The following is a 17,863-nucleotide window of genomic DNA, read 5'->3' as shown; positions in this document are numbered from 1 at the left end:
CTCTGTTACACTCCATTTTCAAAAAATATTTAACGAAAGGAATCCCATGATTATTCTGCATACCAATAAAGGCGACATCAAAATCGAATTGGACTTTGACAAAGCGCCGGTTACCGCGGCCAACTTTGAGCAATACGTTAAAGACGGCTTCTACGACGGCGTGATTTTCCACCGCGTGATTAAAGGTTTTATGATTCAGGGCGGCGGCATGGATGAAAACATGAGCGAGAAAAACACCCGCGAGCCGATTCAAAACGAAGCGGGCAACGGCTTGTCCAACGACAAATACACCGTTGCCATGGCACGCACTTCCGATCCGCACTCCGCCAGCGCACAATTCTTCATCAATACTGCCGACAACGCGTTCCTGAACCACCGTTCTAAAGAAATGCACGGCCGCAATGTGGTGCAAGAATGGGGTTATGCCGTATTCGGCAAAGTAGTTGAAGGCTTTGACGTCGTGGATGCTATTGAAGGCGTAGCCACCAAACGCCACGGCTACCACGATGATGTGCCGGCTGAAGCGGTGATCATCACCAAAGCCGAAACAGTTTAATCGTTTATTCATTGATTTATGCCGTCTGAGCTTTTTTCAGACGGCATTTTTATTATCTGTGTATAAAGCACAAAATCACGCATTAAATTCAAATCATCATCCGCTCATTTTCACGCTAACGGAATTTTCCATTGTCACGTATAATAAGCAGCAAAACCATAACACCATAAGGAATCCACACATGAAATGGCAAGGACGCAGACAGAGCTCAAATGTAGAAGACCGCCGCGGCAGAAGCGGTGGCGGTAAAACGCCCGGCATCATCGGCATCATCGTATTGTTGGTCGGCGCTTATTACGGTGTCGATCTATCCGGTCTGGTCGGCACCCCAAACGCGGGCATGAGCCGGCAATCCACTCTCGACACTAAATTGGAAAGCCAGTTAAACGAACTCTCGCGCGTAGTCTTAGCCGATACCGAGCAGACGTGGAGCAAAGTTTTTGCCCAACACGGCCAACAATACCGCCCCGCCAAAATGGTACTCTACATCGGCGGCACATCCACCGCTTGCGGTACCGGTCAAGCGGCAATGGGGCCTTTCTATTGTCCGGGCGACCAAACCGTTTACTTGGATTTGTCGTTTTATGAAGATATGCGCACCAAATTAGGTGCTTCCGGCGATGCTGCCTTTGCTTACGTGATTGCCCACGAGGTCGGCCACCACGTACAAAACCTGTTGGGTATTTTGCCGCAAGTTACCCAAGCGCAACGTGGTGCGGGCAAAACCCAAGCCAATGCTTTATCGGTGAAACTCGAATTGCAGGCCGACTGCTTCGCCGGTATTTGGGCGCGTGATTCCATCAACCAAAACCTGCTCGACACCAACGACGTGCAAGAAGCCATGCTGGCTGCCGAATCCGTCGGTGATGACCGCCTGCAAAAACAGTCGCAAGGTTATGTCGTGCACGACAGCTTCACCCACGGCTCATCTGCCGAGCGCATGGCGTGGCTGAAACGCGGTATCGACAGCGGCGGCATCAATCAATGCAACACCTTCGCTGCCAATTGATTTTTAGCTTTGGGAAAGGCCGTCTGAATCGTTCAGACGGCCTTTTATCAAAATCCGCCGCATCAAATTTGCTATAATCCTGTCTCTTATTCACTTTTCAGACGGCCACCATGCTCAGCTACCGCCACGCCTTTCATGCCGGCAACCATGCCGATATGCTCAAACATTTCACCCTGTTTCTCGCCTTGGAATATTTCAACCGCAAAGACAAACCCTATTGGTATATCGATACCCACAGCGGCGCCGGTTTATATGATTTAGGCAGCAGCGAAGCACAGAAAGTCGGTGAATACAAGCAAGGTATTACCCTGCTCAACCAAGCGCAAAAGCTGCCCGGCGAGCTGGCCGAATTCAAAGGCCGTCTGAAACATATTCTACCGCAACAAAATCTTTATTGCGGCTCGCCCTGGCTGGCGCAAGCACTCACGCGCGAGAGCGACAAGTTGCGCCTGTTTGAGCTACATCCGAGCGACTTTCAACATTTGCAAAACAATATGCGCGAAGCCCGCTTAGGCCGACGCGGCATCATCAGCCGAAGCGACGGCTACCAAGGTCTGATTGCCCTGCTGCCGCCCCCCGCCCGTCGCGCCGTCGTACTGATTGATCCGCCGTATGAAGAAAAACAGGATTACCAGCGCGTGGCGCAAACGCTGAAAGAAGCGCAAAAACGCTTTGAATCCGGCTGCTACATGGTGTGGTATCCATGCTTGAGCCGCGAAGAAAGCCGTAAATTACCGGAACAATTACAAAAGCTTTCACCGACAAATTATCTGCGGGCCGAATTACACGTTCACACACCACACGCCGACGGCTTCGGTATGCACGGCAGCGGCATGTTCATCATCAATCCGCCCTATCTTTTGGCCGGACAGTTGCAAAACAACCTACCTGCGCTCACCGATATTTTGGCGCAAGACCAAGGGGCGAAATTTATGCTGGATTATCAAATTAAATAAATCCTATAGACTGTAGGCCGTCTGAATGATTCCGATGTCCTAGTCTTTAGATTATCCGCATATTGCCGCCAACCGTTAAAGATAGCATACACCTGCATTTTCCATTACAATTAACTACACCTTTTCAGACGGCCTTATCTCATGCGTCCACGCCTTTATTTACTTGCTTTATCCCTTACCCCGTTCTTGTTAAGCGCCTGCAGCGGTGCGGAAAACGATCCCGTTTCCCAAGCCGTCAACGAGCAAATGCGCAACGGCTTTATCAACGTGGTTTCCGGACAATGCGTCAGCCGCGTGCCGCAAGACCAGCAATTTGTCTCGGCAGAAAAAGTCCGCCAAATCTGCGACTGCACCGCCGGTAAAATGTTCGACAGCGTTTCTACGCAAGATTTAACCGACATGCTCGCAGGAAAAATCAGCCCGGAGCTCACCGACAAACTCAGCAGCGCCGCCATGGCTTGTGCTGAAGAGAGCATTAGCCGGCCTGAAGCTGCCTCAGCCGTGGCTTCGGAAATTACCCCGGCGCAATAAAGCTGAGCGTTAGGCCGTCTGAAACCCAAATTCCATGACTTTTATTAAAGAAAAGAGTGTGACATGACTACTTTAGCGCAATTTTTACCGCAACACCTGCAACAAAACGACGTACCCGCCGAATTGGGCAGCGTGTTGCAATCCGTTGTTTCCGCCTGTGAAGAGATCAGCGATAAAGTCCGCTTGGGCGCATTGGCCGGTGTGTTGGGCATGGCCGGAACGGGCAACGTGCAAGGCGAAGACCAGAAGAAACTTGACGTCATTGCCAACGATGTATTGATTGATGTATTGAAAAGCAATCCGAATGTCGCCGGATTGGCCAGCGAAGAAGAAGACACTTTTGTCGCCTGCAACGATAACGGCGGCTATTTAGTATTGTTCGACCCGCTCGACGGTTCATCCAATATCGATGTCAACATTTCCGTCGGCACCATTTTCTCGATTTTAGCCAAACCCGAAGGCGCGTTGGATACCGAATCTTTCCTGCAAAAAGGCCAGAACCAAGTCGGCAGCGGCTATGTGTTATACGGCCCGCAAACGCAATTGGTGTTCACCTTGAAGCACGGCGTATTCGTGTTCACCCTGAATGAGCAAAACGAATTTGTGTTGACGCAAGAAAATCCGCAAATTCCGGCTGCCACTAAAGAATTTGCCATCAATATGTCGAACCGGCGCCACTGGTTCGCACCCATGCGGCAATACATCGACGAGCTTTTGGCCGGTGAAACCGGCGCGCGCGGCAAAAACTACAATATGCGCTGGGTGGCCAGCATGGTCGCAGAAATTCACCGCATTTTGATGCGCGGCGGCGTGTTTATGTATCCGCAAGACAAACGCGACCCAAGCAAACCGGGTAAATTGCGTCTGATGTATGAAGCCAACCCGTTGAGCCTGATTTTCGCCCAAAGCGGTGGCGCGGCCAGCAATGCGCTGGAGGATATTCTCAGCATCCGACCAACCGGCCTGCACCAACGCGTATCGGTCATCATGGGCAGCCGCGAAGAAGTGGAACACGTTAATGAACTGCACAAAGCTTGATATTTAAGCTGACGATTGAGTTTGAATCACTGAAAACCAAAAGGCCGTCTGAAATTTCAGACGGCCTTTTATATCAAAGAAGCGGACTCATCAGGCGTACCACGTTTTCCACCAAAATCCACCATTTCGAGCGTTGCTGCCATTCGTCGGCAGAAATATATTGACTGTCGGCTAAATAACCTTGTTGCAAACCGTAAATTTTCTGCGTCATACCTTGGTCGTAAATCGCCAAGCTGATTTCCAGATTCAGGAAAAAGCTGCGCATATCCATATTGACCGTGCCGAACAGCGCATAATCGTCATCAACCGTCATGGTTTTGGCATGCAGCAGGCCGCCGTCAAACAAAGCCAGTTTTACCCCGATTCAAGCAGCATCGGATAATAGGCACGCGAAGCGTAATGCACCATGGTCGAATCAACCTTGGCTGGCACAATCAGAGTCACATCCACGCCGCGCTTAGCAGCTGAAGTTAAGGCCAGCAGCAGCGGTTCGTCCGGCACGAAATACGGCGTGGTTATGGTGATTTGATAAGTAGCCGCATAAATTGCGCTGACAATAGTTTCGTAAATCACATGACTGCTCTGTCCGGGCGCTGATGGGATCACTTGCGCGATGACATTGCCCTGCTTCATTTTCTCGGGTAACATTTGCGGAATGCGGTCTTCATTCTGTTTCAAATATTGCTGAATGCCTTGCAGGTTTTCATCATCCTCTACCGCCAAATCGGCAAAAAACACCACCGCCATTTCCAACACCATCGGCCCCGTACAGCGCATCATCACATCAATCCATTCGCCCACGCCGGAATCTTGTTTGAAATAGCTGGGGTCAACCAAATTGAAGCTGCCGGTGTAACCGATTTTGTTGTCCACCACCAAAATTTTGCGGTGATTGCGTAAATCAGTACGCGTGAACAAGGTTTTGAACAAACCCACCGGCAAGGCACATTCAATTTCTACACCGGCCTGACGCAAACGTCCGACCCAATAGCTGTTTAGAAAATCACTGCTGCCCACACCGTCGGCCAAAATCGCACAATCAACGCCGCGCCGGGCTGCGTTCATCAGCGCTTCCAATAATTTCTCAATCCGCCCTTGCGCATCAATAATATAAAATGCCATCATCGCCGAGGCTTGCGCTTGTTCAATATCGGCAATCATGGTGTCGATGATGGCATCGGTGGTGGAAAGCAAGGTCATGGCGTTGCTTTGCGTCGCCCCAAGCCGGTGGTGTGCGCCGCCACTTGGCTGATGCCGTGAAGATGCGGTTTCATTTGGCCACTGATGTCGAGATGCACATCATGCAGGTATTTTTCGGCAAATTCGCCGTAAAAGCGCTTCATTTCGTCACTGCGTTTGGCGCGTGCAGTCCCTAAGCGCGGTTCGCCGATTAAAATATAGGCAATGGTGCCAAACACAGGAAACAAAAATAAAATAATCAGCCAGGCAAATGTCGAACCGATGTTTTTTTGTTTGTATAGCACGCGCAGCATACAGGCCAAGGCTGCCGTGGTGTGGATAACGACGAAAATCTCCGTCCAAGTAATATCTTTTAAAAAAGTCATGCTCAAAATCAGGAAAATCAGAATAAGGCCATTATACGCCAAAGCCATGCGTTAACTGCCAACCGAATGCCGTCTGAAAATATATGATTGAGAAAGATTATCAAATTTTTTAAGTTTTGTTATACTGCTTCACTATTTACTGATTCCACCATAAATCTTTATTCAGACGGCATGATATGTTAAAAAAACATCTGAACAAATAGCCCACATTCAGGAGCGATAATGAACCGATTCTTTGGGGTCCGTACTGTTTATACCGCCGTTTTCACTGTGCTTTTAAGCATTTCCCTTCCCCATGCCGCCGCAGAAAATGTTCAGACGGCCTCTGCCACAGTGGCCACCCCTTACCGCTTTATCGGTGAAACCGTCCGCAAAGCGCCGAAAGACAAGGCCGAATACCGTGCGGTAGCGTTAGCCAACGGCATGACTGTATTGCTGATTTCCGACCCTGCTGCCAACCAGTCTATCATGGCCGCTGCGTTGCCAATTGGCTCGAAAGACGACCCATCACCCAGCAAGGCATGGCGCATTATTTGGAACACATGATTTTTATGGGCTCCAAACACTATCCTGATGTCGACGGGTTGATGACATTCTTACAAAAAAATGGCGGCCGTACCAATGCGTCGACCAATTTCATGCGCACCTCCTATCATTTCCAAGTCAACCATGATGCTTTTGACGAAGCAGTGGCGCGTATGGCCGATGCTTTGGCGTTTCCGATTTTGTCACCCGAATATTCTAAAAAAGAGTTGAATGCCGTTAATGCCGAATTAGTGCGCGCCAAAGCCAGCGATGCAGCTCTGCTGGCCAGTATCGGTGCCAACACGGTCAACCCGGCGCATCCGAGTGCCAAATCCTTACACGGCAGCCGCGAAAGCCTGCGAGATAAATCCGGCAGCAAGCTCCACGATGAATTGCTGAAATTCCACCGCCAATACTATTCTGCCAATCTTTTCAAGGCCGTTTTATATTCTAGGCAGCCGATAGAGCAACTGGCCAAACTTGCGGCTGATACCTTGGGCAAAATGCCGAATAAACAGGTGATTGAACCAAAAATCAATGTGCCGCTTTACCGTGAGCAGGATAAAGCCATTGTACTGCAATACAAGCCGCTTCGACCGGAAAAATCCATCACGCTCACGTTTGGTTATCCGAAAAACGAAGAACAGTTATTCCGCGCAAAAACCGGTGCTTATTTGGCTTATCTCCTCACCAACACCACCGCCGGTACGCTCAGCGATTATCTGATTAAAAACGGCCTATCCGACAGCGGCCTGCTTGCTTTGCCGGCAGACAACAACGGCGGCAATGAAAGTGCGTTTGTGTTGACCTTGGTCCTGACCGAAAAAGGCTGGCAGCAGCGCGACCGTATTATCTCGATGATTTTCCAGCAAATTGAGCTGATTAAGCAATCCGGTATCGACGATGCCTACTATCAGGAAATCCGTGAAAGCCTGAAGCAGTCCTTCCAAACCACGGATGTGCCGAAAAGCGCAGGCTATGCCGCCGCATTGGCCGAAACCATGCTGCGCTATCCGCTGGCCAATATTATTGATGCCGGTTTTGTTGCTGACGGTTTAGATAAAGCCGCAGTCATGGAAAAACTCAACGGCATGACCCCCGACAACATGCGTCTGATGGAAGTTTCAGACGGCCTCAATCCATCGCAACACACCACGCCTTATTTCGGCGCGGTGTACGATATCCGCCCGTTTACAACACAACAAAAAGCCCAATGGCTCGACTTCAGCGGCAATCCGAAATTAGTTTTGCCACAACGCAATCCTTATTTTGCCGATGATTTCTCAGCCAATGCCCAAGGCGTGAAACGTAGTCACCCCAAAGCGCTGCGCAACCAAAAAGGCTTAAAAATCTTCCACATGCCTTCGCAGCATTTTGGCGACAATCCCGAAGTTACCATCACCATGATGTTCAGCATCATGCCCAATCAACCCGACCTCAAGCTCGGTGTAGCGGCTCTGGCCTTCGGTTACATGAACGATTTGACGCAAAGCCAACTCAGCTACCAATCGAAAATTGCCGGTATGTCGGTGGGCATTACTCCTACGGAAACCGGTTTTGTGCTCAACAGCGGCGGCTATGCCCAGCATTTAGGCAAACTCACCACCGATTATCTGCGCAATTTCACTCAAACCCCGCTCAACGCCGATCAGCTCGAACAGGCACGCAAACGTTTACTGGATGGTTTGAAAGCCCGGAAAAAAGCCGGCAGTTTGGCGCAGACGGTATCGGCGTTCCATGATTTTGAACGCTATCCTACGTTCGACTGGGACGATCTTTATACCGGTGCCAAAGAAGTGAATTTACAAGACGTTGCCATGGTACGGAACCGTATTCTCAGCAACATCAACGGCCTGCGCGTCTTTTCATTTGGTAATTTTTCCGACAAACAAGCCAAAAGCCTGGTGCGCTATGTGCAAAAAATTGTGCCGAACGCCAATCTTGATGTCTATCGCATCCGCTATCCCGATGTCGGTCAATCCGAGCGCAAACTCAACCATATTGTGAATGTGCCGCATGAAGACAACGCTTTAAGTATCATCTACATGCCCAAAGACTACGAATGGTTGGAAGGCCGCGTACGTGCTTCGTTGCTGACCCGTATTTTGAGCCGTTGGTATTTCGATGATTTACGCACCGATAAGCAGCTCGGCTACAGCATCAGCCAAGGTGTTTATACCATCGGAAAAACAGCAGGTTTGCAGTTTTCCGTGCAAAGCGCTGATGCCACACCAGCCGAAATTATGCGCCACAATCAGCGTTTCTTTGAGGAAAGCTGGCAAAAACTGCAAGACTTGAGCGAGGAAGACGTGGTACGCCAGCGCAACAATATGTTGATTCACTTGCGCCGCAAGCCCGAATCGCTGCTTCAGGAAGCCGGGCGTTATGCCAATGACTTTCTCTATGGCAACTATGAATTCGATACCCGCCAAAAAATCATAGATTTAACGGAAAAGCTCACCAAGCAGGACTTACTCGATTTCTACCGCAAAGCCGTGATGGAACGCGAAGGTTTCGTGTTCGCTTCGCAAGCACTCGGCACCAAAGCGAAAGAAAGCGATGCCGCTCGATTTGAAGGCTATGAACGAGTAACCAGCATTGCCAAATTGCAAAAAGAATTTGAAATCAAAGAATATTAAATTTTGCTTTCAGTAAAATAAAAGGCCGTCTGAAATTCAGACGGCCTTTTCTAAGCTTCAATTATTTGTGGTATTGGCGCGATAATTCATGCACGGTATCAACCAAAATTTTAGCATGTTCCGGATTGGCGTGTTGATTGATGCCGTGACCGAGGTTGAACACATGGCCGCTGCCCTGACCGTAGTCGCCGAGAATACGCGCCACTTCGGAGCGGATGCTTTCCGGCGTACCAAACAAAGCAAAAGGATCAAAGTTGCCTTGTAAAGCAACCTTGTCACCCACTCTGCGGCGCGCTTCACCAATGTTGCAAGTCCAATCCAAGCCCAGCGCACCGGCACCGATAGCCGCCATTTTTTCCAACCACAAGCCACCGCCTTTGGCGAACACAATTACCGGCACTTGACGGCCTTCGTTTTCACGTTTCAAACCGGCCACAATCTGCTGCATGTATTGCAAGCTGAATTCTTCAAAGGCGGCATCGCTCAACACGCCGCCCCACGTATCGAAAATCTGCACCGCTTGAGCACCGGCATCGATTTGCGCATTCAGGTAAGCCGTTACCGCTTGGGCATTGGTGGCCAAAATTTTGTGCAGCAAATCAGGGCGCGAATACATCATGGTTTTGATGGTACGAAATTCCTTGCTGCTGCCGCCCTCCACCATATAGCAGGCCAACGTGAACGGGCTTCCTGAGAAACCGATTAACGGCACTCGGCCGTTTAAGGCCGTGCGGATGGAGGTAACCGCGTCAAACACATATTGCAATTTAGCCATATCCGGCACTTCCAATTTGGCGATGTCGGCTTCATGCTGCAGCGGGCGCTCGAATTTCGGCCCTTCGCCTTCGGCGAAATACAAACCCAAGCCCATGGCATCCGGCACGGTCAGAATGTCAGAAAATAAAATCGCCGCATCCAAGTCAAAGCGCTCCAAAGGCTGAATGGTCACCTCGGTTGCCAGCTCGGTGTTTTTACACAAATCCAAAAAGCTGCCCGCCTGCGCGCGTGTGGCTTTGTATTCCGGCAGATAGCGTCCTGCTTGGCGCATCATCCAAATCGGCGTGTATTCAACAGGTTGCTTTAAAAGAGCACGGAGAAAAGTATCGTTTTGCAATGGAATCATGACAGCTTTCTGAATATAAGGCCGTCTGAAAAGGCGGCCAAGAACAATGAAATATGCGCATTGTGTCATCGCGCATGATGAACGTATTGTAAACACAAAAAGGCCGTCTGAACAGGTTTCATGTGTGTTGAAACGTTTCAGACGGCCTTTAATTGAATGCGCTTAAGCTTTGGCAATCAGGGCGGCCGGTTCTTCCTCTTCCACCACGCTTTCCAACACCAGCTTGCGCTGGGCATCGGCTTTTTGTGGTTGGTTGGTTTCGTCGAACACACGCGCCAAAGCCAAATGGGCACTCAAGCTCGGTTTAATCGCCAAACTGGCTTCCAAGTAGCCTTGCGCCTTGCCCCAAAGCTGCTTGCTGTAAGCCAATTGGCCCAAATACATCAGCAATTGCGCATTATCCGGACGCGCTTTCAGCCAAGAGTCGGCGGTATCGATGGCTTTTTGCTGCTCGCGGTCACTCAAATAGCGCACGCTCCCGACAAAAGGCTCCAACAATTCGACCTGCTGCGTTTGCGGATAGTATTGGCTGACCCATTTCACCGCTTGCTCATACAAGCCCAAACGCTCATATTTTTGCGCAATTTCAATACACATTTCACCGGCTTTCAAATTATCCGGAATGCGCTTCAAGCAGACCTTCAGACCATTTGGATCGGAAGCCAGCGCCAACAGGCGGCGGTATGCCCAAATTTGATATTGTTCCGCTTCGTAATCGTTAATCGCACCGGCTTTTGCCAGCTTTTCTGCTTTATTCAACACGTCCAACGCATTGCCGTGATCAAAAGCGTAACGCAACTGTAAGCGCACCAAGCGGGTCAGGTTCGGGTTGATTTGCGCGGCGGCATTCAGATTCTCTTCAGCAGCCGGATAATCGCGGCGGTTCAACGCAGATTCCGCCAGCAGCAGACAGCGCGACAATTGCTGTTTTTTCGGTAGCAATTCAATGTCTTTCAGATAACGGTCACGCAAATCCAAATTGTCCATCTGGTCGGCTGCGTGTGCGCCGAGCATCAAAGCTAAAGTGCGGTTATCACCCGCTTCTTTGTTGGTCAGCACTTTGGCCGCTTCCAGTTCTGCTTTTTCAAAGCGGCCTTCAAAAAACGCCAAACCCGCGCTGTTTAAGGCATGCACGGCTTGATTTTCTTTGCGCGCCACACCGAAACGCTGCAAACGGCTCGGCACATTCAACACGCCGGCCAAGAATTTCACCAGCAAATACAAAATCACTACCGCCGCAATCAACCCCAGAATAAAGGCATGCAGGTTAATACGCAGCATGGTTTGCTCAACCACCACATACACATTACCGGTATAAATGCCCGATGCCAGCGCCAAGCCCACGGCAGCGGCAAATAAAATCACAATCCAAATGACGCTTTTCATGCCTGTTCCCCTTTTGCTTGCGCCGGTGTTTCTTGAGCGGCTTCGGGTTTGGCAGCAGGTGCGTCCGGCGTGCGCGGCTGTGATGCTTTGTTTTCAGACGGCAATGCAGGTGCTTCAGGCATAGCGGCAGAAGCTGCCGCCGGCGCAGAGGCCTTCGTTTCCACCGCTTCAGAAGCGGCTTTCGGCTCGGCTGCTTCCGGCGTGGCGGCTATGGCGGCTTGCGCACGGCTGCCATCTTGATAAGTGCGGACAGCGGCCAAACTGTTTTTCAGCACATCACCGCCGGTCATGCGGATATCCAAGGCTTTCAACTCGGCCAATTCTTTCAGCCATGATTGGGTGGCCGGTGATTTGTTGTCGAAATATTGTTTCACCGTGGCTTCGACATTGTTCAAATCGCTTTGATACACTTCACCGTTGTGTTGCAGCAAGGCAGTGCGGGCATCCAACAGGCGCAAGCGTAAGTTTTCACGTACAAAATAAATCTGCTCCGGCGACAGCAACATCGAATCGTTGCTCTCCAAATTGCGCACTTCCACCAAGCCTTTCAATGCGCCTAGCGATTTTTCCCAGGCATTTTCCCACCACGAAAGCTGCGGATTTTCCTGTACCTGCTCCACCGCACCCGGTTTCAGTGTGCCATCTACCACCAGCGGCAAACCGGCAACCGCTGCTTCCAAGCGGTCAATACGCAGAGCAGTACCGGAAACATCGACATAAGGCCGGCTTTTCAATTCGGCCAAATCGCTGCTGACGGCTTGCTTAATCGGCAACAACTCCGGGTGGTCGAAACGGCTCAAGCGGCTGTTGACATGTTCCAACACACCTACCGCACCCGGCACGTTGCCCGACAGCATCAATTGTTGCGCAGCCAGATTCAGCATGCTCTCTGCTTCGTCCACCAACCAATTGACGCGGCCTTTGACCAATTCCTGATAGGCTTTTCGGTTTAACTCGATTTGGTCACTGTTGGCTTTTTGCGCATTGGCCAAACGCTCGATTTCGGCTTGAATCGTGGTTTGACGGTTGATGTTGTCTTTCAGCAAAGAAGCGTTTTCAGACTCACCCAATGCGGCTTTGTCGATTTTTTGGGTAAAGGCCAATTCTTGATTTTTCAACACATTCTGACCTTGAACAAACAAGAAACCGCTCGCTCCCAAGCCCAACAAAGCCAGCACCAGCGCACCGGCGGCCAAGCCTTTACCGGATGACTGCTGAATCACCACGGGCGCTGGTGCTTGGGAAGATGACTCGTTTTTCGGTGTATTTTTATTGTCTGACATAGTATTTCCTGTAATTCGATGTTCAGCCGCCGCTGGTGCAGCTGGCTTCGGTTCGGCCGGCGCATTTTCGGTTGCAGCTTTTTCAGACGGCACGGCTTTGCCTTCGGTATCGACCGCAATCACGCGTTTGTCGTCGTTTTTGTTGATTTCAGGTTGTTTGTCTTCGGTTTGGCTCATATCGGCTCCGTTTGAGACATGGGATAAAGCCGCAGCATCGAGTGCGGCGACCAATTGGATGTTTTGGGCGCCGGCCTGCCGTAAAGCCTCGGCTACGCGCTCGTGATGGGTCAAGTATAGCAAGGTTTTCAAGCGTTGCGCCAATGGCGGCGGTACTTGTGCGAACAAGGTTTTCACGCTTTCGGCGGAGGTAATGTATGCCGCTTGCACATTTTTTTCAGAGAAATCTTGCCAATTCAATTCCTTAGGCCGTCTGAAATACACTTCGGCCACTGCCACGCCAAAGCCATGTTTGCGCAAATTTTCGATGAGGGCATCGCGCCCGCCATGACCGCGCACCACCAAAATTTTGGCATTTTGCGGCAGGTTTTGCCAAATCGGCAGCCGCAATACGGCTTCGCTGTCGTTGCCGTCGGCCGGGCTGAAAATTTCGTGCGGGGTAAAACGGCTCAAGGTTCGGCGGCTGGCTTCACCGACGGTAATTTGGACTTTCATGCCGTCTGAAAAATCAACATACGGCGCAGCGGTTTCGATGGCAGTCGGGCTGACCCAAAACACGGCATCGCATTGTTGGAACACTTCTGCCAATCCGGCCAGAGCGGTTTCATCGGGTTCGATTTCGATGGGGCTGAATGCAATGGCATCCTGCCCCAATTGACGGCACACAGCAATGTCTTGTTGCGCCCGCGCCTCGGGGCGCACAATTAATAAAGTGGACATATTCAGACGGCCTCTTTTGTTAGAATCTTGATGAATCGTGAGAAAAGAATCAAATCCAACATACCGATTTATTGCCGATTTCGCAAGTCTCGGCATTCAGACGGCCTGTTTGGCGGTAAGCAAAAAGGCCGTCTGAAAACTACCAGCCAAACCATTTGGGGCCCGTGCTTTGGTTTTGCTCAGTGTTTTGCTGTTTGCGAAAATCCCACGGCGCTTGCGGATTTTTTGCCCGCCACAAGCCTTTGCGGTCGCCTTTGGCTTGTTTTTGTGCGGCGGCGTATTCGGTAAACGCCAGTTTGTTTTGCTGCTTTTTAGCATAGTATTCGTAGTGCCATGCCGCGCCTTCATGCACCATCATCAGGTTCAAATCGGTATTGCCTTTAAACACTTGCGCCACTTCACGTCCGTAGCGGTCAATCTCGAATACTTTGATTTTTACTTTGGCATTACCGGCCACGGCCTTTAACTGGTCGCGCGAACGAGTGCCGTAGGCTTGGTTTATTTCCGGCGCATCAATATGCGCCATGCGGATTTTGTGTTTACGGCCGTTGCCATCGGTGACGTGAATGGTATCGCCATCGGAAATGCTCGTTACGCGGCCGGTATAATTTTTCTTTTGGCTTTGTTTTTGTTTGTCTGTCTGCTCAATGCCGGCCAATTCGTATAAATCGGGCAGCACGCTTTTACAATCGCTCCCCTGTTTGATACGCCCGACAACTTCGCCGCCGACTTTCAGCCAGTCGATTTTATCGCTGCTGTACCCTAAACCACCGGTTACCAAGGCTGCAATGGCCAACCATTTCAACATTTTGTTATTCCATTATTGTAAAGGCCGTCTGAAAAAATGTTTGTACTTTTTCAGACGGCCTGTAAGATGAGTATTTAATCCCGGCCCGGATAAATCACTTTGGTACCTTCTGCCGTACCCAATATCAGCACATCAGCGGCATTGCGCCCGAAAATACCGTTTTCCACCACGCCGACGATTTGGTTGATTTCGTCTTCACGCGTTACCGGACGGTCGATATTCAAACCATGCACGTCAACGATTTGGTTGCCGTGGAAGGTGGTCACACCGAGGCGCAGTTCAGGCTGACCGCCCATGGCCAACAGTTTGCGCGATACCAGTGAGCGGGCATTCGGAATCACTTCCACCGGCAGCGGGAATTTACCCAAGCGCGAAACGTATTTGCTCTCATCGGCGATACAGATAAACTTATCGGCCGCGCTGGCGACGATTTTTTCATCCAAATGTGCCGCACCGCCGCCTTTAATCATTTGCAACATGTGGTTCACTTCGTCGGCACCATCAATATACACCGCCAAATGGTGTACATCGTTGAGCGACAATTCCGGAATGCCGTATTGCGCCAACAATTCGCTGGATTTCTTTGAAGTCGATACCGCGCCTTTGATTTTTTTACCGCTTTTGCCCAAGGCTTCGATAAAGAAATTGACGGTCGAACCGGTGCCGATGCCGATGTATTCGTTTTCCGGCACAAATTCAACGGCTTTTTCCGCCGCAACACGCTTCAATTCGTCTTGTGTCGCCATAACTGCTTCTCCTTTATATAAGGCTGGAATGGATAGTCTGATTCTAACATTTCAGACGGCCTGCCGTCATCGCAGGATTATTCGCTCTCCGCACGCGCCAGCAATACCGCGGCCTGCGCTTCAATCCCTTCCACGCGGCCGAGATAGCCGAGCTTTTCGTTGGTTTTGCCTTTCACGTTGACGCACGAAATATCAATGCCCAAATCTTCGGCGATGTTGGCGCACATGTCGTCGATGTGGGGGCGCAGTTTCGGCTGCTGGGCAATAATGGTGCTGTCCACATTCACCACCCGCCAGCCTTCCGCCCGCACCGCCCGATAAGCCTCGCGCAGCAAAACGCGACTGTCGGCATCCTTGTTTTCCGCCGCCGTATCGGGAAACAGCTTGCCGATGTCGCCCAAAGCCGCCGCCCCCAATATTGCGTCGGTAATCGCGTGCAGCAGCGCATCGGCATCGGAATGGCCGAGCAGGCCTTTTTCAAACGGAATCTTCACACCGCCGAGAATCAAATCGCGCCCTTCGACCAATTGGTGAACGTCATAACCTTGTCCGATACGGATATTCATGTTTGCTTTCCTATTATATAGTTTCGATTTTCAAAGGCCGTCTTAAAGTTTTCAGACGGCTTCAAACTAATAATTAAAATAACGTCAGCATGTAGAGTTCTTGATATTTCTAAATTTCTTAATATCGTCTGACATACTCTTAATACAGCTGCTCGCATTACGATTCTGCTTAATTTCAAGAGGAATAAAACTGCGCGCTTGTTTCTGACGAATATAAAAATCAATCGAAGCATTATTCCAATAATCAGACTTTCGCATATCTAAAGAGTGACGAATTTCCCTTTTCCATTCAGCTACTCTTTTATGCTCCTGCAAAAATAAGGCAAATTCCACCTGCAACCAAATTTCCCAACCCGTGATTTCTGTTTTTTCAATAGTATTTAACCTATCAATAAACTCCTGCCGTTCACAAAATTCAGTCAATACCTCTTTTAAAAATTCAAAGTCTTTTTTAAGCGTATACATTTTCACACCTTAATTTTCACACCTTAATATGTTTTATTATCTTTTTTTAAAACTTTCTTATTATTACTGCACTTCTTCACATAACAACAACCGCACGATAAACTCATCCTGTGGCAAAGTCAGTTTCAAATTGCGCGTATCGCCCGATACCAGCAACGGTTTCACGCCCAACATTTCGACGGCGGAAGCCTCATCGGTTACACGCTCCAAATCCGCAACAGACAATGCCCGCTGCAATAAGGCCGCCTGAAAAAGCTGCGGCGTTTGCGCCTGCCATAATCCGGCGCGGGAAACAGTTTCTATCACCCGGCTGCCTTCACCGGCCCGTTTTAAGGTATCTGCCACCGGCACCGCCAAAATCCCGCCTTGCTCGGCATTGGCCGCCGCCTCAATCAAGCGGCTCAAGGCTTCAGAAGGCAGGCAGCAGCGCGCCGCGTCGTGTACCAGAATATTGTCGGTCTCCGCTGCGATGCCTTGCTGCAACAGGATATTCACACCGTTGCGCACGGTCTCGGCGCGCGTCTCACCGCCTACCTTAAATACGCCGACTTTATCGGAGGCCGTCTGAAAAATATTGTCTTCGGGCGATACGATGACCGCGATAAAATCAATCTTCTGATGCCGTTCGAAAATGCCGACGGTGTGCTGCAACACGGTTTTCCCGTTGATTTCGACATACTGCTTCGGCTTGCCCGCGCCAAAACGCGCGCCGACACCGGCCGTCGGAATCAAAGCGATATTGCGTTTCATGCCTGCTGCTCCGCCGTCGCTGATTTGCGCCAAATGCATTCATCGCCCAAGCCATCTAAATATTGTTCATGCTCCGCCAATTCGGTTTCATCAGCACGCACCACTTTCAGACGGCCGTTACGTGTGGTTTGCACCGGATTAACCGGCGTTTGTCCATCGCAGCTTTCTTCGCCGGCACCGCCCATCAAATCAAATTGCTGGCGGGTCATGGCCAAATAGACATCAGCCAATAACTCGCAGTCAATCAGCGCACCATGCAGCACGCGCTTGCTGCGGTCGACGGAAAACCGGTTGCACAATACGTCCAAACTGTTTTTCTGTCCCGGGAACATTTCGCGCGCCATCGCCAGCGTGTCGGTAACTTGGCAACCCAGTTCGCGCACGTTCGGCAAACCCATTTGGGCAAATTCACGGTTTAAGAAGCCTTCGTCAAACGGCGCATTGTGGGCAATGATTTCCGCATCGCGGATAAAATCGGCAATCTTATTTCCGACAGCCGCAAAAACCGGTGCGTTTTTTTCTTCCAACACTTCTAATGTCAAACCATGCACCTTAACCGCATCTTCGGGAATATCGCGTTCGGGGTGGATATAAAGATGCAGGTAATTGCCGGTCAATTGGCGGTTAATCATCTCAACACCGGCAAACTCAATCATACGGTTGGTCGGGTCGTCGAGAAAACCGGTGGTTTCTGTATCAAATATAATCTGGCGTTTGCTCATGTGTCTGTCCTTTTATCGTTGCCCGAATCATACTAAATCAATGCATGAAAGTATAGTTTGCAAAAGTTTAGTCAGATTTTAATTCATCAAAACACTCAGGCCGTCTGAAAATTTATTTCAGACGGCATCTATATTATTAAACGGCATCTCATCTATAAGAGTGCCGTGAAAGCTGATTTTGATATTTCCTGACTAAACTACTCACATTTTGAAATTTTTTTAAAATTAATTCCAATAAAAATCACAATCTTATGTATTTTTACATTAATAATAACAATTATCATTTGCAAATTAGAAA

The 17,863-nt window shown here is 50.0% G+C and carries 16 protein-coding genes and 2 pseudogenes; 7 read left to right on the top strand and 11 right to left on the bottom strand.

The features are described from left to right. The first annotated feature begins 46 nt into the window (after positions 1-46). The 5 genes from CGZ65_RS04315 (at position 47) to CGZ65_RS04295 (ending at position 4,090) form a co-directional block, all read left to right on the top strand. Positions 47-556, top strand: coding sequence for a peptidylprolyl isomerase (locus CGZ65_RS04315; RefSeq protein WP_096294952.1), 510 nt, complete (start codon positions 47-49; stop codon positions 554-556). 181 nt (positions 557-737) lie between these two features. Continuing rightward, positions 738-1,565 (top strand): KPN_02809 family neutral zinc metallopeptidase, encoded by an 828-nt coding sequence (gene ypfJ, locus CGZ65_RS04310; RefSeq protein ID WP_096294951.1) that lies wholly within the window; start codon positions 738-740, stop codon positions 1,563-1,565. Positions 1,566-1,675: 110 nt separating this feature from the next. After that, positions 1,676-2,521, top strand: coding sequence for a 23S rRNA (adenine(2030)-N(6))-methyltransferase RlmJ (locus CGZ65_RS04305; RefSeq protein WP_096294950.1), 846 nt, complete (start codon positions 1,676-1,678; stop codon positions 2,519-2,521). Positions 2,522-2,662: 141 nt separating this feature from the next. Beyond that, positions 2,663-3,052, top strand: a complete 390-nt coding sequence (locus tag CGZ65_RS04300; protein ID WP_096294949.1) for a hypothetical protein — start codon at positions 2,663-2,665, stop codon at positions 3,050-3,052. Positions 3,053-3,115: 63 nt separating this feature from the next. Then, on the top strand, positions 3,116-4,090 hold the full coding sequence (locus CGZ65_RS04295; protein ID WP_096294948.1) for a class 1 fructose-bisphosphatase: 975 nt from the start codon (positions 3,116-3,118) through the stop codon (positions 4,088-4,090). A gap of 73 nt (positions 4,091-4,163) precedes the next feature. Here CGZ65_RS04295 and cls read toward each other — a convergent pair. Beyond that, positions 4,164-5,655: pseudogene (gene cls, locus CGZ65_RS04290) on the bottom strand (cardiolipin synthase). 222 nt (positions 5,656-5,877) lie between these two features. On the opposite strand from cls, the gene CGZ65_RS04285 reads away from it, so the two are divergent. Further along, on the top strand, positions 5,878-6,201 hold the full coding sequence (locus CGZ65_RS04285; RefSeq protein WP_096294947.1) for a hypothetical protein: 324 nt from the start codon (positions 5,878-5,880) through the stop codon (positions 6,199-6,201). Further along, the gene (gene ptrA, locus CGZ65_RS04280; protein ID WP_232507578.1) at positions 6,198-8,819 is read left to right on the top strand and encodes a pitrilysin; all 2,622 of its coding nucleotides are present in this window, start codon (positions 6,198-6,200) and stop codon (positions 8,817-8,819) included. The genes CGZ65_RS04285 and ptrA overlap by 4 nt, the downstream gene beginning before the upstream one ends. 61 nt (positions 8,820-8,880) lie before the next feature. Here ptrA and hemE read toward each other — a convergent pair whose 3' ends face one another. The 10 genes and pseudogenes from hemE to dnaQ form a co-directional block, all read right to left on the bottom strand. After that, on the bottom strand, positions 8,881-9,942 hold the full coding sequence (gene hemE, locus CGZ65_RS04275; protein WP_096294945.1) for a uroporphyrinogen decarboxylase: 1,062 nt from the start codon (positions 9,940-9,942) through the stop codon (positions 8,881-8,883). Positions 9,943-10,104: 162 nt separating this feature from the next. After that, positions 10,105-11,328 carry a heme biosynthesis HemY N-terminal domain-containing protein gene (locus CGZ65_RS04270; protein ID WP_096294944.1) on the bottom strand — a complete coding sequence of 408 codons (1,224 nt, stop codon included), beginning with the start codon at positions 11,326-11,328 and terminating at the stop codon, positions 10,105-10,107. Further along, positions 11,325-12,611, bottom strand: a complete 1,287-nt coding sequence (locus CGZ65_RS13845; RefSeq protein WP_232507577.1) for a uroporphyrinogen-III C-methyltransferase — start codon at positions 12,609-12,611, stop codon at positions 11,325-11,327. The genes CGZ65_RS04270 and CGZ65_RS13845 overlap by 4 nt, the downstream gene beginning before the upstream one ends. 177 nt (positions 12,612-12,788) lie before the next feature. Continuing rightward, positions 12,789-13,508, bottom strand: a pseudogene (locus tag CGZ65_RS13840) (uroporphyrinogen-III synthase); the annotation flags it as partial. Positions 13,509-13,647: 139 nt separating this feature from the next. Beyond that, positions 13,648-14,316, bottom strand: a complete 669-nt coding sequence (locus CGZ65_RS04260; protein WP_096294942.1) for a thermonuclease family protein — start codon at positions 14,314-14,316, stop codon at positions 13,648-13,650. Positions 14,317-14,390: 74 nt separating this feature from the next. Further along, positions 14,391-15,062, bottom strand: coding sequence for a ribose-5-phosphate isomerase RpiA (gene rpiA, locus CGZ65_RS04255; protein WP_096294941.1), 672 nt, complete (start codon positions 15,060-15,062; stop codon positions 14,391-14,393). 77 nt (positions 15,063-15,139) lie between these two features. Continuing rightward, on the bottom strand, positions 15,140-15,628 hold the full coding sequence (gene ispF, locus CGZ65_RS04250) for a 2-C-methyl-D-erythritol 2,4-cyclodiphosphate synthase (protein WP_096294940.1): 489 nt from the start codon (positions 15,626-15,628) through the stop codon (positions 15,140-15,142). 84 nt (positions 15,629-15,712) lie between these two features. Next, the gene (locus tag CGZ65_RS04245) at positions 15,713-16,093 is read right to left on the bottom strand and encodes a hypothetical protein (RefSeq protein WP_096294939.1); all 381 of its coding nucleotides are present in this window, start codon (positions 16,091-16,093) and stop codon (positions 15,713-15,715) included. Between the two features lie 63 nt (positions 16,094-16,156). After that, positions 16,157-16,843 (bottom strand): 2-C-methyl-D-erythritol 4-phosphate cytidylyltransferase, encoded by a 687-nt coding sequence (gene ispD / locus CGZ65_RS04240; protein WP_096294938.1) that lies wholly within the window; start codon positions 16,841-16,843, stop codon positions 16,157-16,159. After that, a complete protein-coding gene (dnaQ, locus tag CGZ65_RS04235; protein WP_096294937.1) occupies positions 16,840-17,565 on the bottom strand; it encodes a DNA polymerase III subunit epsilon in 726 nt (241 codons plus the stop codon). The genes ispD and dnaQ overlap by 4 nt, the downstream gene beginning before the upstream one ends. Positions 17,566-17,863 lie beyond the last annotated feature (298 nt).

It is taken from the genome of Neisseria weixii (genome assembly GCF_002327085.1).
In the GTDB taxonomy this organism is placed as follows: Bacteria; Pseudomonadota; Gammaproteobacteria; order Burkholderiales; family Neisseriaceae; genus Neisseria; species Neisseria weixii.
Note: the sequence above shows the minus strand (reverse complement) of the source record. Positions and strands in the feature narration are given on the sequence as shown.